The organism is Allobosea sp. MMO-172 (genome assembly GCF_037147855.1).
In the GTDB taxonomy this organism is placed as follows: Bacteria; Pseudomonadota; Alphaproteobacteria; order Rhizobiales; family Beijerinckiaceae; genus Allobosea.
The window spans coordinates 41,355-61,738 of sequence record NZ_JBBCUM010000007.1 but is presented as its reverse complement, the minus strand read 5'-3'; the positions used below and the strand labels follow the sequence as shown (position 1 = coordinate 61,738).

Annotated in this window: 19 protein-coding genes, 1 tRNA gene and 1 pseudogene; 10 read left to right on the top strand and 11 right to left on the bottom strand. The window is 64.7% G+C overall.

Translation table 11 applies throughout. The annotated features are described in order from the left end of the window. Positions 1–56: 56 nt before the first annotated feature. Positions 57–941 carry a CE1 family esterase gene (locus WFK61_RS12325; RefSeq protein WP_336812006.1) on the bottom strand — a complete coding sequence of 295 codons (885 nt, stop codon included), beginning with the start codon at positions 939–941 and terminating at the stop codon, positions 57–59. 153 nt (positions 942–1,094) lie between these two features. Here WFK61_RS12325 and WFK61_RS12320 point away from each other — a divergent pair, with 153 nt between their 5' ends. From WFK61_RS12320 to WFK61_RS12310, 3 genes are all read left to right on the top strand, one after another. Next, positions 1,095–1,667, top strand: a complete 573-nt coding sequence (locus WFK61_RS12320) for a sigma-70 family RNA polymerase sigma factor (RefSeq protein WP_336812004.1) — start codon at positions 1,095–1,097, stop codon at positions 1,665–1,667. Positions 1,668–1,754: 87 nt separating this feature from the next. Further along, on the top strand, positions 1,755–2,396 hold the full coding sequence (locus WFK61_RS12315; protein WP_336812002.1) for a DUF1109 domain-containing protein: 642 nt from the start codon (positions 1,755–1,757) through the stop codon (positions 2,394–2,396). A gap of 601 nt (positions 2,397–2,997) precedes the next feature. Further along, a complete protein-coding gene (locus WFK61_RS12310; RefSeq protein WP_336812000.1) occupies positions 2,998–4,281 on the top strand; it encodes an extracellular solute-binding protein in 1,284 nt (427 codons plus the stop codon). Positions 4,282–4,317: 36 nt separating this feature from the next. Here the strand turns inward: WFK61_RS12310 and WFK61_RS12305 are convergent, their stop codons facing one another. Both WFK61_RS12305 and WFK61_RS12300 read right to left on the bottom strand, forming a co-directional pair. Continuing rightward, on the bottom strand, positions 4,318–5,337 hold the full coding sequence (locus WFK61_RS12305) for a succinylglutamate desuccinylase/aspartoacylase family protein (protein WP_336811998.1): 1,020 nt from the start codon (positions 5,335–5,337) through the stop codon (positions 4,318–4,320). Positions 5,338–5,348: 11 nt separating this feature from the next. Further along, the gene (locus WFK61_RS12300; protein ID WP_336811997.1) at positions 5,349–6,389 is read right to left on the bottom strand and encodes a 1-aminocyclopropane-1-carboxylate deaminase/D-cysteine desulfhydrase; all 1,041 of its coding nucleotides are present in this window, start codon (positions 6,387–6,389) and stop codon (positions 5,349–5,351) included. Between the two features lie 153 nt (positions 6,390–6,542). Here WFK61_RS12300 and WFK61_RS12295 point away from each other — a divergent pair, with 153 nt between their 5' ends. The 3 genes from WFK61_RS12295 to WFK61_RS12285 are packed head-to-tail and all read left to right on the top strand — an operon-like array spanning position 6,543 to position 9,394. Beyond that, a complete protein-coding gene (locus tag WFK61_RS12295) occupies positions 6,543–7,022 on the top strand; it encodes a RidA family protein (RefSeq protein WP_336811996.1) in 480 nt (159 codons plus the stop codon). 9 nt (positions 7,023–7,031) lie between these two features. Next, on the top strand, positions 7,032–7,931 hold the full coding sequence (locus WFK61_RS12290; protein WP_336811995.1) for an SIS domain-containing protein: 900 nt from the start codon (positions 7,032–7,034) through the stop codon (positions 7,929–7,931). Further along, a complete protein-coding gene (locus WFK61_RS12285) occupies positions 7,928–9,394 on the top strand; it encodes a M81 family metallopeptidase (RefSeq protein ID WP_336811993.1) in 1,467 nt (488 codons plus the stop codon). The genes WFK61_RS12290 and WFK61_RS12285 overlap by 4 nt, the downstream gene beginning before the upstream one ends. 171 nt (positions 9,395–9,565) lie before the next feature. On the opposite strand, the gene WFK61_RS12280 is transcribed toward WFK61_RS12285, so the two are convergent. Genes WFK61_RS12280 through WFK61_RS12260 form a run of 5 tightly spaced genes read right to left on the bottom strand, consistent with a single transcriptional unit; the run spans position 9,566 to position 13,620 of the window. Beyond that, a complete protein-coding gene (locus WFK61_RS12280) occupies positions 9,566–9,901 on the bottom strand; it encodes a hypothetical protein (protein WP_336811991.1) in 336 nt (111 codons plus the stop codon). Continuing rightward, a complete protein-coding gene (locus WFK61_RS12275; protein ID WP_306223748.1) occupies positions 9,901–10,785 on the bottom strand; it encodes a DUF6772 family protein in 885 nt (294 codons plus the stop codon). The genes WFK61_RS12280 and WFK61_RS12275 overlap by 1 nt, the downstream gene beginning before the upstream one ends. Before the next feature lie 3 nt (positions 10,786–10,788). Next, on the bottom strand, positions 10,789–11,631 hold the full coding sequence (locus WFK61_RS12270; protein WP_336811987.1) for a carbohydrate ABC transporter permease: 843 nt from the start codon (positions 11,629–11,631) through the stop codon (positions 10,789–10,791). Then, positions 11,624–12,496 carry a carbohydrate ABC transporter permease gene (locus WFK61_RS12265; protein ID WP_336811985.1) on the bottom strand — a complete coding sequence of 291 codons (873 nt, stop codon included), beginning with the start codon at positions 12,494–12,496 and terminating at the stop codon, positions 11,624–11,626. The genes WFK61_RS12270 and WFK61_RS12265 overlap by 8 nt, the downstream gene beginning before the upstream one ends. Beyond that, complete coding sequence (locus WFK61_RS12260) at positions 12,496–13,620, bottom strand: mandelate racemase/muconate lactonizing enzyme family protein (protein WP_336811984.1); 1,125 nt, start codon at positions 13,618–13,620, stop codon at positions 12,496–12,498. Before WFK61_RS12260 ends, WFK61_RS12265 begins: the two co-directional genes overlap by 1 nt. Positions 13,621–13,729: 109 nt before the next feature. Here WFK61_RS12260 and WFK61_RS12255 point away from each other — a divergent pair, with 109 nt between their 5' ends. From WFK61_RS12255 to WFK61_RS12240, 4 genes are read left to right on the top strand one after another with little or no spacing between them, the layout of a single operon-like run. Further along, a complete protein-coding gene (locus WFK61_RS12255; RefSeq protein ID WP_336811982.1) occupies positions 13,730–14,521 on the top strand; it encodes a FadR/GntR family transcriptional regulator in 792 nt (263 codons plus the stop codon). After that, positions 14,493–15,788: an ABC transporter substrate-binding protein gene (locus WFK61_RS12250; RefSeq protein WP_336811981.1), complete on the top strand. Its 1,296-nt coding sequence runs from the start codon at positions 14,493–14,495 to the stop codon at positions 15,786–15,788. Before WFK61_RS12255 ends, WFK61_RS12250 begins: the two co-directional genes overlap by 29 nt. Positions 15,789–15,835: 47 nt before the next feature. Next, complete coding sequence (locus tag WFK61_RS12245) at positions 15,836–17,125, top strand: ABC transporter substrate-binding protein (RefSeq protein WP_336811979.1); 1,290 nt, start codon at positions 15,836–15,838, stop codon at positions 17,123–17,125. Between the two features lie 14 nt (positions 17,126–17,139). Next, positions 17,140–17,877: an SDR family NAD(P)-dependent oxidoreductase gene (locus WFK61_RS12240; protein ID WP_336811977.1), complete on the top strand. Its 738-nt coding sequence runs from the start codon at positions 17,140–17,142 to the stop codon at positions 17,875–17,877. 262 nt (positions 17,878–18,139) lie between these two features. Here the strand turns inward: WFK61_RS12240 and WFK61_RS12235 are convergent. From WFK61_RS12235 to WFK61_RS12225, 3 genes and pseudogenes are all read right to left on the bottom strand, one after another. Then, positions 18,140–18,216, bottom strand: a tRNA-Arg gene (locus tag WFK61_RS12235). Between the two features lie 314 nt (positions 18,217–18,530). Further along, entirely contained in the window at positions 18,531–18,836 is a 306-nt protein-coding gene (locus WFK61_RS12230) for a PilZ domain-containing protein (protein WP_336812350.1), read from the bottom strand. A 466-nt stretch (positions 18,837–19,302) separates the two neighbouring features. After that, a pseudogene (locus WFK61_RS12225) lies at positions 19,303–20,379 on the bottom strand (glycosyltransferase family 2 protein); the annotation flags it as partial. Between the last annotated feature and the right edge of the window lie 5 nt (positions 20,380–20,384).

The following is a 20,384-nucleotide window of genomic DNA, read 5'->3' as shown; positions in this document are numbered from 1 at the left end:
GCCGCGGGAGCGGCTCTGCGGGAGAGATCGCACCGGATGCCGGTTTGGTTACACGATCACGGAGACGTGAGCTTGGTCGCGGAAGCTGCTGGCCCGGCCGGCATCAGCAGTCGCCAGGCGCGTTCGACCCAGCTCGCGTCGGCGATATGATCGCCGCCATGCAGGCAGAGCTCCAGCCGCGCCTTGCCGCCGCAGGTCGTCGCAATCCGGCAGGCCAGACCTTCCGGCGCTGGGGTGGCGCGGGCAGCTTCGGCCCAGTCCGCGGTACAGCCGCCGGGCGCGAGGATCGCAAGGCTGGTGAAGACATCGCCCTGCCGGACGCCGGAGCGTAATCTGCGGCCGGCGAGCGGAACGGTCGTATCGCTCGTGCCATGGACATGGATCAAAGGCGGACGCGGGCGTGCGCAGCTCTCGGGCAAAGGCTCCCAGAAAGCGCCCGCGATCGGCGCGAAAGCCGCGAAGCGCGTCGGCATCCGGCAGGCGAGATACCAGACCATCGAGCCGCCTTGTGAGAAGCCGCTCGCGAGAATGCGGCCGCGGTCGACGGGAAAGCGCGCGAAGACGTCCTCAAGTACCTGCCCGACAAAAACGAACTCGTCGCGCTGCTTCGCCGGCGAACCGGGAAAGGACCATGACCGGGCGGCACCGTCCGGTGCGATGAGAGCGACCCCAAGACGTCGGGCGATCGCGACGAGGCCGGGATCGGCGACCACCGTCTCGGCCGTTTCCTGATAGCCATGGAAATACATGATCGCGCCGACCGTCCGCTCGGCGGCGACTTTGGGCGGCAGCACGATACGATAATGGCCGCTTGCCACGCTGCAGCCCGAACCGGCAGGGCAGGCATCGTTGGGCCTGGGAGGGGCGGGCGCCTGCGCGACAGCCGAAACCGCGAGCATGCAGCCGGCCAGCGCAGTAGCGATTCCCAGCCCTTTCGCCATTTGCCAACTCTCCGCCGCGCGATGACGCCTTGTGCCCCTGCGCGAGCGTAGCGATGCGCGGCGCGCCCTTCACCCTGGCATCGCGGGCTTGTGAGCCCGCACCCGGCATGCAACGGATTCGGGCTGCGAATCCCCGTGCGAAATGCGCAAGATATGTCGCTGCAAGAGCTCGAAACCCAGCTCCGACCGATCTTCCTCGCGGCTCTTGCCGGCGATGCCGCAGCCTATCGCCTCTTTCTCGATACGATCAGCGTCAGGCTGCGCGGCTATCTGCGTCAGATGCTGGCACGCGCCGGCCGAACCGACGCGGGCGAGACGGAGGACGTGCTGCAGGAGGCCTTGCTGGCGCTGCACCTGTCCCGCCACACCTATGATGCCGCCAGCCCCGTGACGGCCTGGGCGCACGCGATCGCGCGCTACAAGCTGGTCGATCATCTGCGCCGCTCGGGCCGCCATGCCGACGCCCTCCCGCTCGAGGACGAAGCTTCCGGTCTTGCCGGTCCGCCGGAGGACGCCGCCGCCGATGCCAGGCTCGATCTGGCGCGCGCGATGGAGACGCTGCCCGAACGCACGCGGGGGCTGATCGATCAGGTCAAGCTCCAGGGTGCCAGCGTCGCCGATGCGGCCGGTGCCGTGGGAATGACGGAGACCGCGGCCAAGGTCGCGATCCATCGCGGCCTGCAGGCCATGGCGAAATTCCTCTCGAAACGCAGGGCGAAACCATGACGGAGCGCATACATCATCGGCGTCCTGTAACCTTTCGCCAGCTTCCAGCGAACTCCCGATAAGCCCTTGCGTCACCGAAGATCGGACATGCAAACCGACGATTTGATCTCCCTTATGAGTGCGAGCGCCCGGCCGGTCGATACCGGCTGGCTGCGCCGCGCCACATGGTGTTGCGCCATCGTCGCGCTCTCGCTCACGGCCGGCCTCGCGCTGCTCGTGCTCGGTGCCCGGCCTGATTTCGCCAGGGCCTGGATGACGCTTCCGATCATCGCCAAAGCCGCGTTCGGGGCCAGCATCGCCACCATCGCGCTCGTGCTGTTCCAGAACAGTCTGCGGCCGGGTCTGAAACCGGCGCGGCATCTGCCGTTCGTCGCGGTGCCATTGCTGGTCGCCGCGGGCTGGGCCGTGTTCACACTGGTTCAGGCACCGGCCGACCAGTGGAGTGCCTTGATCTTCGGTCGCTACTGGCGAGCCTGCTTGATCGCAGTACCGCTTTACGCACTGCTTCCGTTGGCCGTACTGCTGGTACTGGCGCGCCGCGGTGCCCCGGTCGACGCTGTCCTGACCGGGGCTTGCGCAGGGCTCGCCTCGGCAGGACTCGCCACCGTCGCCTACAGCTTGCACTGCCCGGATGATACCGCGCCCTTCCTGGCGACCTGGTACACGATCGCGACTGCGATCGTTGCTGGGCTCGGCGCGCTCATCCTGCCTCGCTTCCTGCGTTGGTGAGACCAAGCCGCATGGAATGCGCCAAAACGACGATCTGATTTCCCGCAATGATCGCCGCCGCTCGCACGGGCAGACCGCGAGCGTGCGCAACAACTACGCTGCTTTCGGGGCACCCCTGCAACGTCTGCTATTGGCGCATACCGCCCATCAGCAATCCATTGACGTGAGCCATTGCGACTGATGCACTCTCGATGTCGCGATATCAGGCGATAGGGTCCACGATCGAAGGCAGCTGGTGGTCGCCCGCTTTCGGGCGGAAGCCGAGGCGCCCGACCACATGAGATCGGACCCGTAGAAACTCGGTTCGAACCAAATGGCACCGGCGACGCCGGGGCGGTTCACCCTGGCGATGAACAATGAGCTGGATCAACGGGTCCGGGCGTATCGCAAGCGTCAAACGCCGCTTTGGGCAAGCTCGAGAACGCCATGTAGTAAATATAAAAGAGATCGCCAATTATCGTGATTTTTCCCTTGTGTTTCGCCATTTTGTGTAATTATTCTACATAGGGATAAGGGACAGGAAAAGCGGGTTTCGCGCGGGCGCGAACTAAAAAAGAGGCCCTGAGCGTCGCGGAATTTGAACAAGCAAGGGAGGAAGCCAATGCGCTTGACGAGACGGCATTTCGTCGCCGGGGCCGCGGCCGCTTGCGCCATGCCTTATGCGGCTGATCGGGCGTTCGCGCAGGGCAAGCAACTGAACGTGTTCGCTCATCGCGTCCTGCAGAATGTGTCCAATGGTACAGCGGGCGGCGACGTCGTCGCGGGTTTCACGAAGGCGAATGGCGCCGGCATCAACTGGGCGACGTTCGAGACCGGGCCGCTGCACGATCGCGTGTTTCGCGAAGCTTCGCTCGACCAATCGACTATCGATGTCGCGTTCCTGCTCAACACCTACGCGACGCCGCGCGTCGCCACCTTGTTCGAGCCGCTCGACGCCTACATGAAGAGCGACCCGATCGAGAATTTCGGCGACATCTTTCCCGGCCTCGTGAGTGCGGTGACCTTCAATGGGCAGCTGTTTGCCGTGCCGTTCCGCCATGCTTCGACCGGGTTGCACTACAACGAGGAGATCTTCGCCGAGTGCGGAGTCTCCGGCCCGCCCAAAACGATCGAAGAATTCATAGACATAGCCAAGAAATGCACCAGGAAGCGGCCCGATGGCACGCCTGCCGTGGGCTTCATCCTGCCCGGCGTCGCTTATCCCGAGGTGATCGCCTTTGCCCGCGCCTGGGACGCCGACTTCATTACCCCTGACATGAAGGTCGTCGCCAATTCCGAGCCGATGGTAAAGGCGCTGACCGTCATCCGTCAGCTCTTCGAGGCCGGCGCTGTGCCGCGCAATCTGACCGGCATGAAGGCCGAAGACGCCAACACCTGGATGCAAACGGGCCGCGCGGCGATGGCCATGAGCTCGATGAGCCGCAACGGGCTCTACAACGACCCGAAGAAGTCGCAGGCCGCGGGCAAGATCAAGACGACGTTCTTCCCGGTCGCGACGGCCCTGCGGGGGAAATACGAGGTTGCGCCCGCCAAAGTCGAGTTCTGGAGCATGGCGATCCCGAAGAACTCCCAGAATAAGGACCTGGCCTGGAAATTCATCAAGTGGATGTCTTCTCCACAGGCGGCGCTGGGGGCTGCCCTCAACGGAAATGGCCCGGTCCGCAACTCGACCTACGACGATCCGCGCATCATCGAAGCGCTGCCCTATGCGCAGGACGAGCGGCGGGTCCTTGCCGTCTCGCGCGTGCCGCTGCCCGCTTTCAATGAAGCGGCGCGCGCCGCCGACTTCTTCAAGGAAGAAGCAGAGGCTGCGGTGCTTGGCATGAAGACGCCGCAGCGGGCGATGGACGACCTGACCGTTCGCGTACAGGCGCTTCTGAAATGAAGCGGGGAGGGGGAGGCCTTGGCCTCCCCCTCCTTGCTAGGCGACGCCGAGCAGTTCGGCGCGCGTCGTGTCTCGTCCAAGATGGAGCAGCACGTCGGCGGCGGAACAGATCGGTGGCACGCGGCGGCACACGATCATTCCATCGTCCGGTATCAGCAATTGCTCGGGGGCTTTGTCGGCGCGTTCCAGGTCCCAGAGCCACCCGGCGGTTTCGCCAACCCGCACCGTCTCCCCAAGCGCATGGCTGGGCTCAAAGGCGCCGCGACCGGGCGCGCGCAGGAAGCCCTGCGGCTCGATGGCCAACAGACGCGCCTTCCCGAGGGGCATGGCCGAACCGATCATGCCGAGATGAGCGAGCACGCTCTCGATGCCGACCCGTGCGATTTCGATTGTCCGGGGCGTTACGCACCCGCCGCCGCCGAGTTCTGTCGCCATCGCAGGAATGCCCTGCTCCAATGCAGCCGAGACCAGCGTCGCGCTGGCCTCGGGACTGCGCATCACCATCGCATGAGGCGCCGCGAAGGCCAGTATTAGATCCAGCGTGCGCTCTGCCAGTCCGCGGTCTGCGGGCAGGCGTCCAAAGGCGCATGGCAGATAGTCGAGCGTTCCGCCGCCGCTGTGCAGGTCCACCACGCAGTCGGCCAACGGCAGCAGCAGCCGGAAGATGCCATCCGCGATCTGTTCGGTGGGCTGGCCGTCCGGCCGGCCCGGAAAGCACCGGGCCAGGTTGACGCCGTCGATGGGAGATGTGCGCGTGGCGGCCGCCGATGCGGCGGGATTGGCGACTGGCAGCAGGATCACTCGTCCGCTCAGTCGATCCGGATCGAGTGTCCGCGCCAGCCGCGACAGTGCAAACTGCCCTTCATATTCGTCGCCATGCAATCCCGCGGTGCACAGCAAGGTCGGCCCGTCGCCTCCTTTGACCACGATCACCGGAAGCGTGATGCGACCATAGGCGGAGCGGTCGTGCGAGTGCGGAACGAAAAGGGCGCCGACATGGCGACCCCGTCGATCGAGTTCGACCTCCAGCCGGGCGGGGCCGCCTGCTCTCGACATGTCGTGTTTCATTAGGGTGCGGGGCGTTCGAAGGCGGGCGCGTGCGTGAACAGCCCTGGCGTGCCGCCGGAATGCAGGAAGACGATGGAGGATGCCTTGCCGAGCAGGCCTTTCTCGGCTGCGCCGATCAGGGCAGCCATGCCTTTGCCTGTATAGACGGGATCGAGAACCAACCCTTCGAGCCGGCCAGCGGTCTTGACGGCTGCGAGGCTCGCGGCGGAGGGGAGGCCGTAGCCTGGGCCGATCTCGCCGTCGAAGATGTCGAAATCCTGCCCCGACAGGCGTGTCTCGAGGCCCATCCAGGCGGCGGCAACGTTGGCGGTCTCGATGATCCACTTGCGGAGCCGCGCCTCGGGCTGCTGGGCGCTGACGCCCATGACCCTTGTCGGGACACCGAGATGCTTGAAGCCAAGCGCCAATCCGGCCGCCGTCAGCCCGGAACCGCAGACCGCGACGACGATGTCGGGCGTCTGCCCGATCGTCTTGAAATCTTCGGCCAGTTCGGCGGCACCCGACATCCAGCCGGCGACGCCGACATTGGCGCTCACGCCCGTCAGTTGCACGACGAAGGGGGATCGCCCCTGCCTGCGGTACTCCTCGGCGATCGCCTCGATTTCATCCTTGATGGCCGGGTGCCAGGGGTCAGTGTTCTGGGTGAAGGTGACGTCCGCCCCAAAGATGTCGTTCAGGAGCAGGTTGCCGACATGCTCCGTGCCCATTTTGGCGCGCAGATGCAGGTGGCAGCCGAGACCGAGCTTGGCTGCCGCGCCTGCCAAAGACCGGCAGAAATTGGACTGGCTGCCGGCTGTGGCGATCAACATGTCAGCTCCCGCCTCGATTGCTTCGGCAAGGATGAAGTCGAGCTGGCGAAGCTTGTTGCCGCCGAGCGCATAGCCGGCCATGTCCTCGCGTTTGACGTAGACCGATGCAATGTCGAGGTGCTCGGCCAGTCGTGGTGCCGGCTCGAAAGGTGTCGGCAGGCGCGCCAGCTCGAGGCGCGGGCGACCGGATACTGGGTCAATCGAAACGGCAGGTGGGCAAGGTACCAACATCGCAGCATCCTGCAGGGCATCGGCGGCCGCCGGGCGTCATGTAGATAAATTACGAAAATACTCTCGTCAACGCGCCTTGAACCGGATAGGAAGGGGCGGGGTGGCCAAATAGCGGGCCGGAGCAACAACGATCATGGCACGGAGGCGGATGCCTTGACCACCGGTATTTCCATCGAGTCCCGCTTGGTTCGCCTCAATATGGACCTTCCCTATGTGTCAGAATCGAAAGGAAATTATACGTCTTACAACATCATCGGTGGCCTGCTTTATGTCTCCGGGCAGCTCTGCGTGGGGCCGGACGGCAAGATACCCGAAGCCTATCGAGGCAAGCTAGGGAGTAAAATTACGGAAGCGGACGGTTATGCTGCCGCGCGTCTCTGCATGTTGCAAGTGCTCGCCCATGCGAAGCTGGCACTGGGATCGCTCGACCGGATCACGAAATGCGTTCGGCTGGGTGGCTTCGTCAATGCCGAGCCGGACTTCGTCGCGCCTGGCGCTGCGATGAATGGCGCCTCCGACATGATCGTGGAGATCATGGGCGAGCCCGGCCGACATAGTCGTACCACCATCGGTGTTGCCACGCTCCCGCTCGGAGCCTGCATCGAGGTAGAAGCCTTGTTCGCGTTCGAATAGGAGAACGGCATGACGATATGTGAAGCGTCGGACCATGCGGGAGGAGACGACCGCTTCCTTGACGTCTTGACCGCCCGCAAGGCTGAGCTTTCGCCATCCGAGCGCCGGGTGGCAGAGTTCGTGCTCGAGGCGCCGGACAAGGTCATCCATATGTCGATCGCGACATTGGCCGAAGAGGTGGGCGTCAGCCAGCCGACCGTGCTGCGCTTGGTGCGCACCATGGGGTTGGCCAGCTATCCGGAGCTCAAGCTGCGCACCGGACAAAGCATCGTCGCCGGAACCCCTTATGTGCATAGCGAGGTCGCCTCCAGCGATCCGCTCGATCAGATCGTCGACAAGCTTGTCGATTCCTCGATCTACACGTTGACGATGCTGCGCCGTTCCATCGATCAGAAGGTGCTTGCGCGCGTCATCGACATCCTCTCCAACGCGCCGCGTATCGATTGCTACGGGGCCGGTGCAGCGCGCATCCTGGCCATGGAGGCGCAACACAAGCTGATGCGCTTCGGCATACCGGTCGTGGCGTATGACGATACCCACTTGCAGCGCCTTGCCGCCGCTACGCTGCGCAAGGGCGACGTGGCGCTCTGCTTTTCCCACACCGGCATGGTGCGCGACATCGAGGCGATGGCGCTGAAGGCGCGCGAATGCGGTGCCACGGTCATTGCCATCACCCGGCCGAACACCGCGCTGTCGGCTGCTGCCGACATCGTCCTCGAGATCGACGCGCATGAGAACACCGAGATCTACACGCCGATGACATCGCGCGTGGCCCACGCCGTGCTGATCGACATCATCACGACGGCGATGGCTCTCCGTGGCGGGCCTGTGCTTTTCGATCGCCTGCGCGAGGCGAAGAACAGCCTCGCCGATCTGCGTATTCCGCCGGCCCCTGGCAAAAGCAGATGAGGGTCTTTGTCGCTTCGCTGGCCACCGAAACGAACACGTTTTCGCCGATCCGCATCGACCGCAGCGCTTTCGAAGACGCTTTCTACGCCCCGCCCGGCGGACATCCCGAGACACCTACGCTCTGTTCGGCGCCCTTTATTGCCGCCCGCAAACGCGCCAGCGAGCAGGGATTTACCTTGATCGAGGGGACGGCGACCTGGGCCGAGCCTGCCGGCCTGGTTTCACGCGAGGCCTATGAGGGGTTACGGAACGAGATCCTGGACCAGTTGCGCGCCGCGATGCCCGTCGACGTGGTGCTTTTCGGCCTGCATGGCGCGATGATCGCCGAGGGCTACGACGATTGTGAGGGCGATCTGCTGACTCAGGCCCGCGCCATCGCGGGGCGGGACGTGGTCATCGGGGTCGAACTCGATCCGCATTGCCATCTCACTCAGGCGATGATCGACGCGGCCACGATCCTGGTCACCTTCAAGGAGGTGCCGCACAGCGACTTCCTCGAACGCGCGGAAGACATGGTGGATCTGTCCTTGCGCGCCGCCCGCAAGGAAATCACGCCGGTGATGAGCGTCCTCGACTGCCGCGCCATCGCCAACTTCCTGACGAGCCGCGAACCGGGCAGGGCCCTTGTCGACGACATGCTTGCTCGCGAGGGCAGGGACGGCGTGTTGAGCATCTCCGTCGTGCACGGCTTTCCCGCGGCCGACATCCACGATGTTGGCACCAAGGTCATCGTCATCAGCGACGATGCGCCGGACACGGGACGATCCGTGGCGGCTGAATTCGGTGCCCGTATCCTTGCTTTCGGCGCCAACCGCATGCCGTACATGCCCGGTCCAGCCGAGGCGATTGACATCGCCCTAGGCGTGGCCGGTCAACCTGTCGTGCTTGCCGACCGTTGGGACAATCCGGGCGGCGGCGTGGCCGGCGACAGCACGTTTCTTGTTCACGCGCTGCGCGAGCGTGCGGACATCGATGCCGCGGTCGGGGCGCTCTGGGATCCGGTCGCTGTCTCGTTCTGCCTGGCGGCGGGCCCTGGCGCGCGCCTGCAACTGCGCTTCGGTGGTAAGGCGGCGCCGAGTTCGGGCATGCCTGTCGATGCTGAAATCGAGGTCGTCGCCACGACGCGCGATCTCGTCATTCCGTTTCAGGAGAGTCGTGTTTCCCTGGGGGCGGCAGCTTCGTTGCGGCTCGGCAAGCTGGATGTCGTGCTGGCGAGCAAGCGCGCCCAGACGTTCCACCCCGCCGTCTTCGAATTGCTCGGGATCGACCTCTCGAAGAAAAAGGTCGTCGTGGTCAAATCCGCAAGCCATTTTCACACAGCCTTCGCGCCGATCGCCGCCGACGTGATTTTCGTGAATTGCGGCGGTCCCTATCCGCCTGATGCCGCCGCAATTCCGTATCGCCGCATTCGCCGGCCTATCGCTCCCCTCGATGCGAATGTCTCGCCCGTCTGGATGGCGTAATCACCCCGCCTTCGCCATCGCGGTACCGGGAAAGCCACGATCCGCCCGCCAATCGGCACAGACGGCCTGAGGCGAGGTGAGGCGGTAATACCGACGTGCCACCGGCGAAGGGCTGGTTTCGAGCAGGCACGGCCCCGGTGCCTGCCATTGGCACTTGCTGCCCTTGCGTGGTCAGACCTTGAGATGAAGCGTCACCAGTACGGTGATCTCGGCGCCATCAGGCAGCGTCACGGCGACACGCAGGAAATTGCCGAAGTGGCTGACCCGCTGGAAGGTGACGGCATCCTTTGCCGCCGGCAGATCGAATTCCGAGCCTTCGTGGCACCAGTGCAGGCCGTCGGCGGAAATCTCGATCCGTGCCTTCGGCAATTGCCCCTTCGGCTGCTTCAGCGCCCGGACGAAGACGATCGCTTCCTTCGCCCAGCCGGCCTCGTATGGCTCGGTAGCGCTTTCAGCCATCCAGCTTTCGTTGCGAGCGACGACGGCGGTCAGGTTCTCGGGCAGCATCAGAAATCCCCCGACAGACAAACGGAGTCGAGATAGGCGAAAGCGCGCTTGTCGGTATCCGTCTCGGCGAAGAAGGCGAGGTTCAGCATGCACCACAGATTCTTCATCGCAGGGATGCGGATGCAGTCGAAGCCGTCCATGGCAAAGACGCGGTCATTGACCTGGAATCTTGTCGCCTGCATCGCCGCGAGGTCGAAATCGAAGCGCAGATAATGCCAGTTCACCTTGGTCGGAATCTCGTTGTAGCAGAGCCTTTGCTCGCCGCCGGGCAGGTCCTCCCAATCGCTTGGGGCGAGGTGGTAATGCGTGATCGTCTTGCCGGCGGTGCCGATCGGCTTGATCGGAGTCGTCCGGCGCTTGAACTGCCATTTCTGGATGTGCTGCCCGTCCTGCGCATTGAGGAAACGCAAATGCGGCATCACCCGGTCGCCCGGCCCTGACGTATCGCCGATCTGGAGATCGTAGAGGAAGCCGAAGGAACGGATATCGGTCTCCGACAGCGCGAGCTCGGTCGCCTCGGGCTTGAAGGTGAAATAGGCCTCCAGCCGGATCGGCCCGGCCTTGCGGAAGGTCAGCCGTTTGATCGCGACGTTCTGAGCGCCTTTTCTCGCCCGCGTTGCGATCTTCAGCGCATAGGAACCATCGACGCCCCCATGCGAGCCGAAATCCCAATTCGGCAAGGTCGAGAGCATGGCGTGGCTGTGCTGGGCATAGCCCGGCAACATTGCGTCCAGGGTGTCCTCGTAATTGCCGACGAGCTGCGTCCAGCCGCACATGCCGCGGTCGAAATCGTCCAGGCAGATGATGCGCGGCAGCGGGTCGAAACGGCTGAGTTGGGGATCGCTCTCGCGGATGGCGCGTCTGAGATCGTCGAGCTGGGGCATGGCTTATCCCTTCACCGCGCCGGCGGTGAGCCCCGCCACGAGATGCTTCTGCATGAGGATGACGAAGGCGAGCACCGGCACGAGCTGGACGGTGGAGGCCGCAAAGAGCACGCCCCATTCGACGCCTTCGACGGCGCCGATCATCTCGGAGATCACCAGCGGCGCTGTCTTCGCCTTCGTGGTTGTGAAGATGAAAGCGAAGAGGAACTCGTTCCAGGCGTAGACGATGACGAAGACCGAGACGGCGAGCATTCCTTGCGCCGCCATCGGCAGGATGACGCGAGCGATGATCTGCATCTGCGAGGCGCCGTCGACCATTGCGGCTTCGTCAAGCTCGCGCGGGATCTGGTCGATGAAGGTCCGCATCACCACCGTGCCCAGCGAGACGAAGAAGGTGGCGTAGAGCAGGATCAGGATGAAATGCGTATCGTTGAGCCCGAGCCAGTTCACCACCGGGAAGAGCGGCAGGGTGATGACGATCGGCGGGATCAGGCGGATGAAGATCAGGAAGAAGGCCGAGGCCTGCAAACCGCGCGAGGCGAAGCGCGAATAGGCGAAGCCCGCAAGCAGGGAGACGCCGACCGCGAGGACGGTCGCGCCAGCCGTGACCAGAAAGCTGTTCCACAGGCCAAAGAAGAAATCGCCCCAGCGGCTCCAGAGCGCCTGATAGTTCGCCAGTGTCGGCGCGAAGGAGAAGGTGCCTGTGGTCGAGAATATGTCGCGATCGGACTTGAACGACGACATCGCGATCAGTCCGATCGGTACCAGAGACCAGGCGACGACAGCGAGCACGCCGACGAGCTTCAGGAGATGGCGTAAAAGCCTGGGCAGGAGGGATTTAGGCACGCGCGAACGTCTCCCGGTAGAGCCGGCGCAGATAGAACAGCGCGAGCAGGAGCGAGGCCAGGACGAGCAGCCAGCCGGTGGCGGCGGCCGAGCCGAAGGCGTTGTAGCGGAAGGCTTCGAGATAGAGGTAGACCGCCATCACTTCGGTCGAGCGCGCCGGTCCACCGCCGGTCATCAGCCAGACCTCGGAGAATAGCCGGAAGGCGAAGATGTAGCGGAACAGGGCTGCAATCAGCAGCGCCGGCATCAGCAACGGCAGCGTTATCCGACGGAACGAGGTCCAGGCCGTGGCGCCGTCGATGGAAGCCGCCTCGTAGAGATCGCTGGGGATCGAGAGCCGCGCCGCGTAGAGGATGATGAACGAGAACGGCAGGTGCAGCCAGATCGAGAGCAGGCTGACCATGGCGAGGCCATGGTTCGGGTTCACGGCCCATTCGATCGGCGGCAGGCCGATCGTGGTCAGGAGGCGGCTCATCATCCCGACATCGGGCTCGAACAGGTAGCGCCACATCACCACGGCCGAGACCTCGCTCACCGCATAGGGCGCCAGCACGATGGCGAGCAGAAGCGGCCGGAACGGCACGCCGGACGCAAAGAACAGGGCCATGCCGAGACCGATCAGCAATTCGACATGCACGACGACCGCGACGACGATCACCGTATTGAGCAGTGCCTTCCAGAAATACGGATCGGCCAGCACCTTCGCGTAATTGGCGAGCCCCACGAACGTCGCCGCCTGCCCGAAGGAAGAGTGGTTGAGGCTGAGCCAGAAGACATAGAGCGCCGGCACGAGGATGATGCCGCCGATCATCAACTGGACCGGCGTGACCAGCGCGATCGCTGAGAGAGGCGTACGACCACTCATCAGGCGATCCTGAAGCGCTTCAGCGCCTCGCGGTTGATCTCGACTCCGAGGCCTGGCCCCTGCGGGATTGCGAGCTTGCCTTCGATGAGCTGCGAGCCCTCGCCGACGAGCGGCCGGGTGAAGGCGTCGCGCAGCGGGTTCTCGTAGACCATGCATTCGAATGTGCGGAAGCTCTCCGCCGCTGCCGCCAATTGCAGGCTCGCCGCCACGCAGATCGCGCCGGACCAGCCGACATGCGGCGCATAGGCCGTGTTGAAACTCGCGGCGAGTTCGGCAATCCGCCAGGTCTCGGTGATGCCGCCGGAGCGGGTGACGTCGGGCTGGATCAGGCCGAGAGAACGATCCTGCAGCAGGATCAACGCCTCGCTCGCGACGAAGTCGCTCTCGCCGGCGGCGAGGCGGATCGGCAGATGCTGGGCGAGGCGCCGATAGCCCTCGCGGTCATGGGGCGCGATCGGCTCCTCGAAGAAGCCATAGTTGAGATCGGCAAGCGCCCGGCCGACGATCATCGCGTCGTCGACATCATAGGCCCAGTTCGCGTCGACATAGAGGGCGATATCATCGCCCGCGAGCCGGCGGACAAGCTTGGCGCGGGCCACTGCATCGCGCAGCGGATGACCGAGCTTGACCTTGATCTCGCGGAAGCCAGCCTTGAGCGCCGCCGCCACTTCGGCCTCGACTGTCGCATCGTCGAGCCAGTTGATCGAGGAGGCATAGGCCGCGACCTCCTTGCTCCCCATGCCGCCAAGCAATTTGTGAACCGGCTGACCCGCCTGCTTTCCGGCGATATCCCAGAGCGCGATATCGATCGCCGCGATCGCTTCGACGACCTGCCCGCCCGGCCGGCCGGACAACGCCGCGCGCATCGCCTTCCACAGCGCGCGCCGGTCAGCGGCATCGCGCCCGACAAGGCGCGGCACCAGCGCCTCCTCGATGAAGCGTGCATAGCCGGCCGCGCCGCGCCGGCAGAGCCCCTCGCCGAAACCGGTCGTACCGTCCTCGGTCTCGACCTCGACGACGACGATCTCGATTGCCGGATAATCGCCCTGCGAGGTCCGCTGGACCTTCGGCAGCGTCGCCCGCAGCGGATGGACGTCAATTTTGGCGATGCGGCTGGCCGACATGCGGCTTAACCCTCCCGAGCATGTCACGGAATGACATCTACTTATCTGATAGGTTGAACAGTTGCCAAGGAACGCAGCGTCTGTCAATGATCGCCGCTGGAGGATTTGGATGAGCGATCTCGCCCGTTCCGTGCTGGATGCAGACGACCCTTTCGCGGGCGGCGATGTCGTGCCGATGCGGCTCGGTGATGCCGTGATCCAGCGCATCACGCAGGCGATCCATGAAGGGCGCCTGAAACCCGGCGATTCCCTGCCTTCCGAGGCGCGCATCGCCGCTTCCTTCGGCGTCAGCAAGCCGATCGCGCGTGAGGCCATCCGCCAACTCGCGGCGATGGGCGTGGTCCATATCCAGCAGGGCAAGCCGACGCGGGTGCAGGCGCTGGATGCCGCTCCGCTCGACCGCTTCTACCGCTTCGCCGTACGCGGACGTCCCAATGGCCTAAGCGAGGCGGTGGAACTGCGCCGCATTCTCGAGCCCCCGATTGCCGCCCACAGCGCCGTGCGCCGCTCAGCCGAGGACGTCGAGAAGCTCGATTTCATCCTCGCCCGGATGGAGGATGCGCTGGGCAACGTGCAGCACTGGATCGAGGCCGATCTCGATTTCCACGAAGCCGTCGCAGCATCCTCCGGCAACCGCTTGCTCGATTTCCAGATCCGAGGCCTGAGGCCGGTGATCCGCGAGGTGATGGAGACCTTCAACTCGCGCGAGGCCCGCGGGCCGGAAGACTGGCAGCGCACCTTCGAGCGTCATGTCCGCATCGTCGCGGCGATCAAGGCGAGCGATCCCGTCGCGGCGTCTGCAGCCATGAACAAGCATTTCGAAGCGGCAGAAGCCGCCATCGCGGAACTCGCGAGCCAGAGGGAGGATCAACATGAACCAAGGGGCGACACTCGACCGTAGGCAATTCGGCGCCGGCATTCTCGGACTGAGCTTTGCCGGGCTGGGCCACGCCGCGCAGGCGCAGAGCGGCCCGTTCAACGTCTTCACCCATCGCGTCATGCAAACGGTCGCGACGGGCGCGCAGGGCGGCGACATCACCAGGGATTGGGCGCAGAAGAACGGCGTTACCGTCCAGTGGACGACCTTCGACACCGGTCCGTTGCAAGAGCGCCTGTTCCGCGAGGCGAGCCTCGGCGAGACCTCGGTCGATGTAGGTTTCGTTGTCAACACGCAGGTGGTGCCGCGCGCCGCGAGCCTTTTCGAGCCGCTCGACGACTACCTGAAGAAGGACCCCGTCGAGGACGCCGCCGACATCTTCCCCGGCCTGATGGAGGGCATGAAGGTGGGTGGCAAGCAGCTCGCTATCCCGTTCCGCCATGCCTCTTCCGGCTTGCACTACAATGAAGAAATCCTGGCCGAGAAGGGCTTCTCCAAGCCGCCCGCGACCATCGAGGAGATGATCGAGATCGCCAAGGCCTGCAGCTATCGCCGCGCCGACGGCACGCAGGTCGTGGGCCTTTGCACGCCGGGCGCGACCTATCCCAATGTGATCGACCTTGCCCGCGCCTGGGATGGCGAGTTCATCACGCCGGACTTCAAATGCGTCGCCGACCAGCCGCCGATGCTGAACGCCATCCGCACCTTGCGGGAGCTTTTCCAGGCCAATGCCTTCCCGCGCAATTTCGCGACGCTCTCGCCCGAGGACGTGAATGTCTGGATGCAGCAGGGCCGCGCCGCGATGAGCCTGCAGAGCATGGGCCGCAACCGCATTTACAACGACCCGCAGAAGTCGAAATTCCCCGGCAGGATCAAGACGATCGCGGTGCCGGCCTCGAAGACGCTTGCCGGCAAATATGCGGCTGCCCCGGCCAAGGTCGAGTTCTGGGGCATGGTCATTCCGAAGAACGCCAAGCGCAAGGACCTCGCCTGGAGCTTCATCAAGGCGATGACATCGAAGGATGCGACGCTCAGGGCCGCGCTCAACGGCAACGGCCCGGTCCGCGCCTCGACCTATGCCGACCAGGGTTTTGCGGGAACGGTGCCTTATGCCGCCGAGGAACTGAAGGTGCTCAAGGTTGCGCGCGTGCCGATGCCGGCCTTCGACGAGGCGGCGCGTGCGGGCGACCTGTTCAAGGAAGAGGCGGAGGCCGCCGTGCTCGGCATGAAGACGCCGGAGGAGGCGATGGCCTCGCTGGTCAAGCGCGTCCAGCCGCTGCTGCCGGCCTGAGCGTTCGCGGAAACAACACGGCAAGAACGATTACCGGAGGACCATCGATGACATCCCGCATCTCGCGCCGCCGGTTCGGTGCGCTCGCCGGGGCCGCCGCCGCCTCGACTCTTCTCCCGCGCGGCGCCTTCGCACAGGCGAAGACATTGACCGCGCTCGGCCACCGCGTCCATCAGAACGCGGCGACGACCGGCCCAGGCGGCGACGCGACCGAAGCCTTCCGCAAAGCGAGCGGCGCCGATGTGAACTGGGTCACCTTCGGCGACGTGAATGCAGTGCATGAGCGGCTGTTGCGCGAGGCCTCCCTGTCGGAGACCTCGATCGACGTCGCCTATCTCGTCAACGGGCGCGCCGTGCCACGCAATCTCCAGCTCTTCGAGCCGCTCGACACGCTGATGAAACAGGCGCCCATCGAGGCCTTCGACGATTTCGCGCCGGGTCTGCTCACCCCGCTCAAGGTCGGCGATGCCTTGCACGGCATTCCGGTGCGCCACGCGACCAATGCCCTGATCTATAACGAGGCGCTGCTGGAGGAGCGCGGTATCAGCAAGCTGCCGACGACATTCGAGGAGCTGACGGAGCTTGCCCGCAAGCTCACCTTCAAGCGGGAGGACGGTACGCAGGTCTATGGCCTGGCCTTCACCGCGGTCTTCGCCTCGAACTTCCTGACGCTCGCCCGCTGCCTCGGCGGCGACTACATGACGACTGACGGCAAGATCGTCGCAGCCGAGCCGCCGATGGTGAAGACCCTCACCCTGCTCGGCGATTTCTACAAGGCCGGCGTGCTGCCGCGGAATTTCGCGACCGTGAACAACGAGGAGATCACCACCTGGATGCAGCAGGGCCGGGCGGCGATGACGATCAATCCCTTCGCCCGGCTCGTGACCTATAACGACCCGTCCAAAGGTAAGTACGGCGGACGCTTCAAATCGCTGCTGCCGCCGATGGCCGCCGATCTCGCCGGCAAGATCGCCTTTGCGCCGACCACCGAATTCTGGGCGCTGATGATTCCGAAGAATGCCAAGCAGAAGTCCTTGAGCTGGGAGTTCATCCGCGCGCTGTCCTCCAAGGCCGGCACGACCGCGATGGCGCTGAACGGCAACGGCCCGGTTCGCATCTCGACCTATGCCGACGAGAAGCTGAAGGCGGCGATGCCCTATGCCGCCGACGAGGCTGCCGCGCTCAAGGCCTCGCGCATCCATCTGCCCGCCTTCGACGAGCAGGTCCGCGCCCATGATATCTTCATCGAGGAGACGCAGGCGGCCGTGCTCGGCCGCAAGCCGGCGCAGCAGGCGATGGACGACGCGACGGCCCGCGTAAAGCCGCTGCTCGGCTGATGGCGGGAGCACTTTTGGGCCGCGTCGCCCTCGTCACCGGTGCGGCGCGCGGCATCGGCCTTGCGATCGCGACACGCCTAGTCGAGGCCGGCGCGCATGCGATCATCCACGACCGGGACGCTGCTGCCGCCGATGCTGCGGTGGCCGATTTGCGCGGGAGAGGTCTCTCGGCCACGCCCCTGATCGCTGATCTCGCCGAGACCAGCGCCCCTACCGCGATGGCAGCGGAGTTGAAAGCGAACGGAATCGAGCCCGATATCGTCGTACTTTGTGCCTCCGTCGAGATGCTCGAAACCTGGGATGTGGTGTCTGAAGCCGCCATGGCCGCGCAGACCGCGATCAACCTCCACGCGACCGTGCGGCTGTTGCGAGCCTTCCTGCCGGGAATGCTGGCGCGCGGCTTCGGCCGGGTGATCGCGATCGGCAGCGTGCAGGAAGCGCGCCCCAATGCGACCCATTTCTACTACGCCGCCACAAAGGCGGCCCAGACCAACGTGATCCTGAACCTCGCCCGCACAACGCAGGTACCGGACGTCACCTTCAACGTCATCATGCCAGGCGCGATCCTGACCGACCGCAACCGCGCGGCCCTCGCGCAGCCCGGTCGGGAGAGGCAGGTGCTTGCCCGCATTCCTCTAGGCCGGATCGGTAACCCCGAGGATTGCGCCGGCATCGCCCTGCTGCTCTGCTCACCCGAGGGCAGCTATATCAACGGCGCCGAGATCGCGGTGGATGGTGGTTTGCGTCTGTGACAGGCGCCGCGACCTTTTCAGGAAGCCCCGGTGTGGAGATCAGCCAACGCCCGCTTTTCGGGATCCATCCAACGCCCGATGTTGGCGCCACGCTGCCATCTTGCCTGGATTTGTCGCTCTCACTGGCGGGCTTTCCGGCCTGACATTTGTCCGTGGAGGCCCGCTTCAAGCGCGAAAGGAGGGAGGCAACCAGCATGAATTCACGCCGCCTACTTACCTCGCAAGGTTGCGCGGGGCGTGCCTGCTACGCATCTGAATTTATTGGCGCGCCCGACACGATTCGAACGTGTGACCTTTGCCTTCGGAGGGCAACGCTCTATCCAGCTGAGCTACGGGCGCTTTCCGTGCAGGCTGGATAGCCGATCCCCGCCACTTCGGCAATGCGGGATTTTGGGTAACGCGCAGTTCTCCGAAGGCAAAGGTCACACGTTCGAATCGTGTCGAGCGTGGCGTGGATGTGGCCGTAGGCTAACGCCAACCGCGGAATGGCATGGCGCCAGAAATCAGATCGATGCGAGAAAAGAGATGTGTGCCGTTATCTCGCCTCAGCCTTTGCGGTGCCGCTCGCGTTCGAGAGATGCGCCACTTGCGCGGATGTTGAGAATGCCGCGCGCACCGACCGATCGCCCTGCCTCGGCCCGCTTCGGGGGGCTTCAGTCGAACAGCCGGCGCATGACGGCGGTGGTCACGCCCAATGTCGCGACCTGCGCAAAGGCTTTGACATAGTTGCCGGCGTAGAAGCCCCGGATCATCTCGATACGCGTCTTCAGCTCCTCGTCGAACTTGATCGCGAAGCCATCCGCCAGCTTGCGCACGATCGTGCCGCGGACGGCGCGCCCGCCGATCGTGCAGGTGATCGCCGTGCCCAGCGGCGCAGGAGGTTCGCCGCGCAGCCCGGCACCGGTGATGGAGATGTCCGTCAGCCGCAGGATCAGGCTTTGCCCGGCACATTCGAGCATGATCGCCTCGTCGGTCGCGAAGCGCTCCGCCTTGCGGCGCCGCGGCTGCTCGATGCAGACGAAGCAGACGATGATGAGGACGATCAGGTTGTACCAGCTCCAGGCGAAGGCCAGGCCGCCCGAAGTCAGGCTGTCGCCGCTCACATGAATCGCGAAGGCATAGACCAGCCCGGCCAGGGTGAGGAGGATGATGCTGCCGTAGATCTTCACCAGCGGCCATTCGATGAAGCGCTGGCCCCGGTCGCCCCCCCTTGGCGGTGACCTTGAATTTCTGGTTCCGTGGCCGCAGCAGCCCGGTGAAGACCGCTTTCAGGATCGCCGGGGCCGCTATGAACTGGGACACGTCGGTCATGAAGACCAGCGAGCGGCCGCGCGAAATCCAGCTCATCGTGACCGAGTGCCACAGGAAGAACGGCAGGAAATAGCCGAGCAGGTCGTAGAGATCGGCATCGACGGTATGGATGCCGAACAGCAGGTAGCCGACCGGGACGAGCAGTCCGAGCAGCTTCGCGATATAGACCGCGGTCCAGTTGAGGAAGGTGTCGACCAGTGACAGGCGGTCGATGAAGGTGAGGCTCGACGTGCGCGAGAACGGGCCGCTGCGCCCGCGCGTGATCTGCATGAAGCCCAGACACCAGCGGCCGCGCTGTGTGATGTATTCCTTGAGGCCTTCGGGTGCGAGCCCGAGCGTGAGCGGCTCGTTCAGATAGGCGGTGGTGAAGCCCGTTTCCTTCAGTCGCAGTGTCAGCAGATAGTCTTCCGTGACGGAATCGGTCGGAAAGCCGCCGATCGCCATCAACGGCGCAAAGCGGATGACCGAAGAGGTGCCGCAGCAGAACGCCGCGCCCCAGGCATCCTTCGCGGCCAGCACGACATCGAAGAAGAAGCGCTGCTCGTCCGGCCAGACATGGGCGGCGGCGAGATTGGTCTGGATCGGGTCGGGATTGATGAAATGCTGCGGCGTCTGCACCAGGCCGACGCCCGGATCGCGGAACAGGCACAGCGCCCGCGGCAGGAAATCCGGGAGCGGGACGAAATCGGCGTCCAGGATCGAGATGAAGGTCGGAGGATCCGGCAGGGTCGCCAGATGTGCCAATGCATGATTGATGTTGCCGGCTTTGGCATGGCTATTGTCCGGCCGGGTCAGATAGCGGCAGCCTAGGCGCTGCGACAGCTCCTCGAGCCAGGGCCGGCGCCCGTCGTCGAGCACCCAGACGCGGTAATTGCCGTAGTTCATCCCGGTCGCGCCGATGATGGTGCGCTCGAGGATGGCCTCTTCCTCGTTGTAGGTGCAGATCAGGACATCGACCAGCGGCGGCTCCAGGCTTGCGAGCCAGGCCTTGTTCGCCTCGACCTCGGGCGAACGGTTCCGTGTCCGGCACAGGAAGATCGAGGCCAGGATGGCCGCCGACAGCGACGCCGTTTCCGCGACCAGGAAAATGCTGCCCGCCGCGAAATCGGCCGTCCAGCCGATTGGTGGCAGCGTCGATGTCACCCGCCAGTGGAAATAGCGCAGCAGCAGCAGGAGCCCGACGCCGACCATCAGCA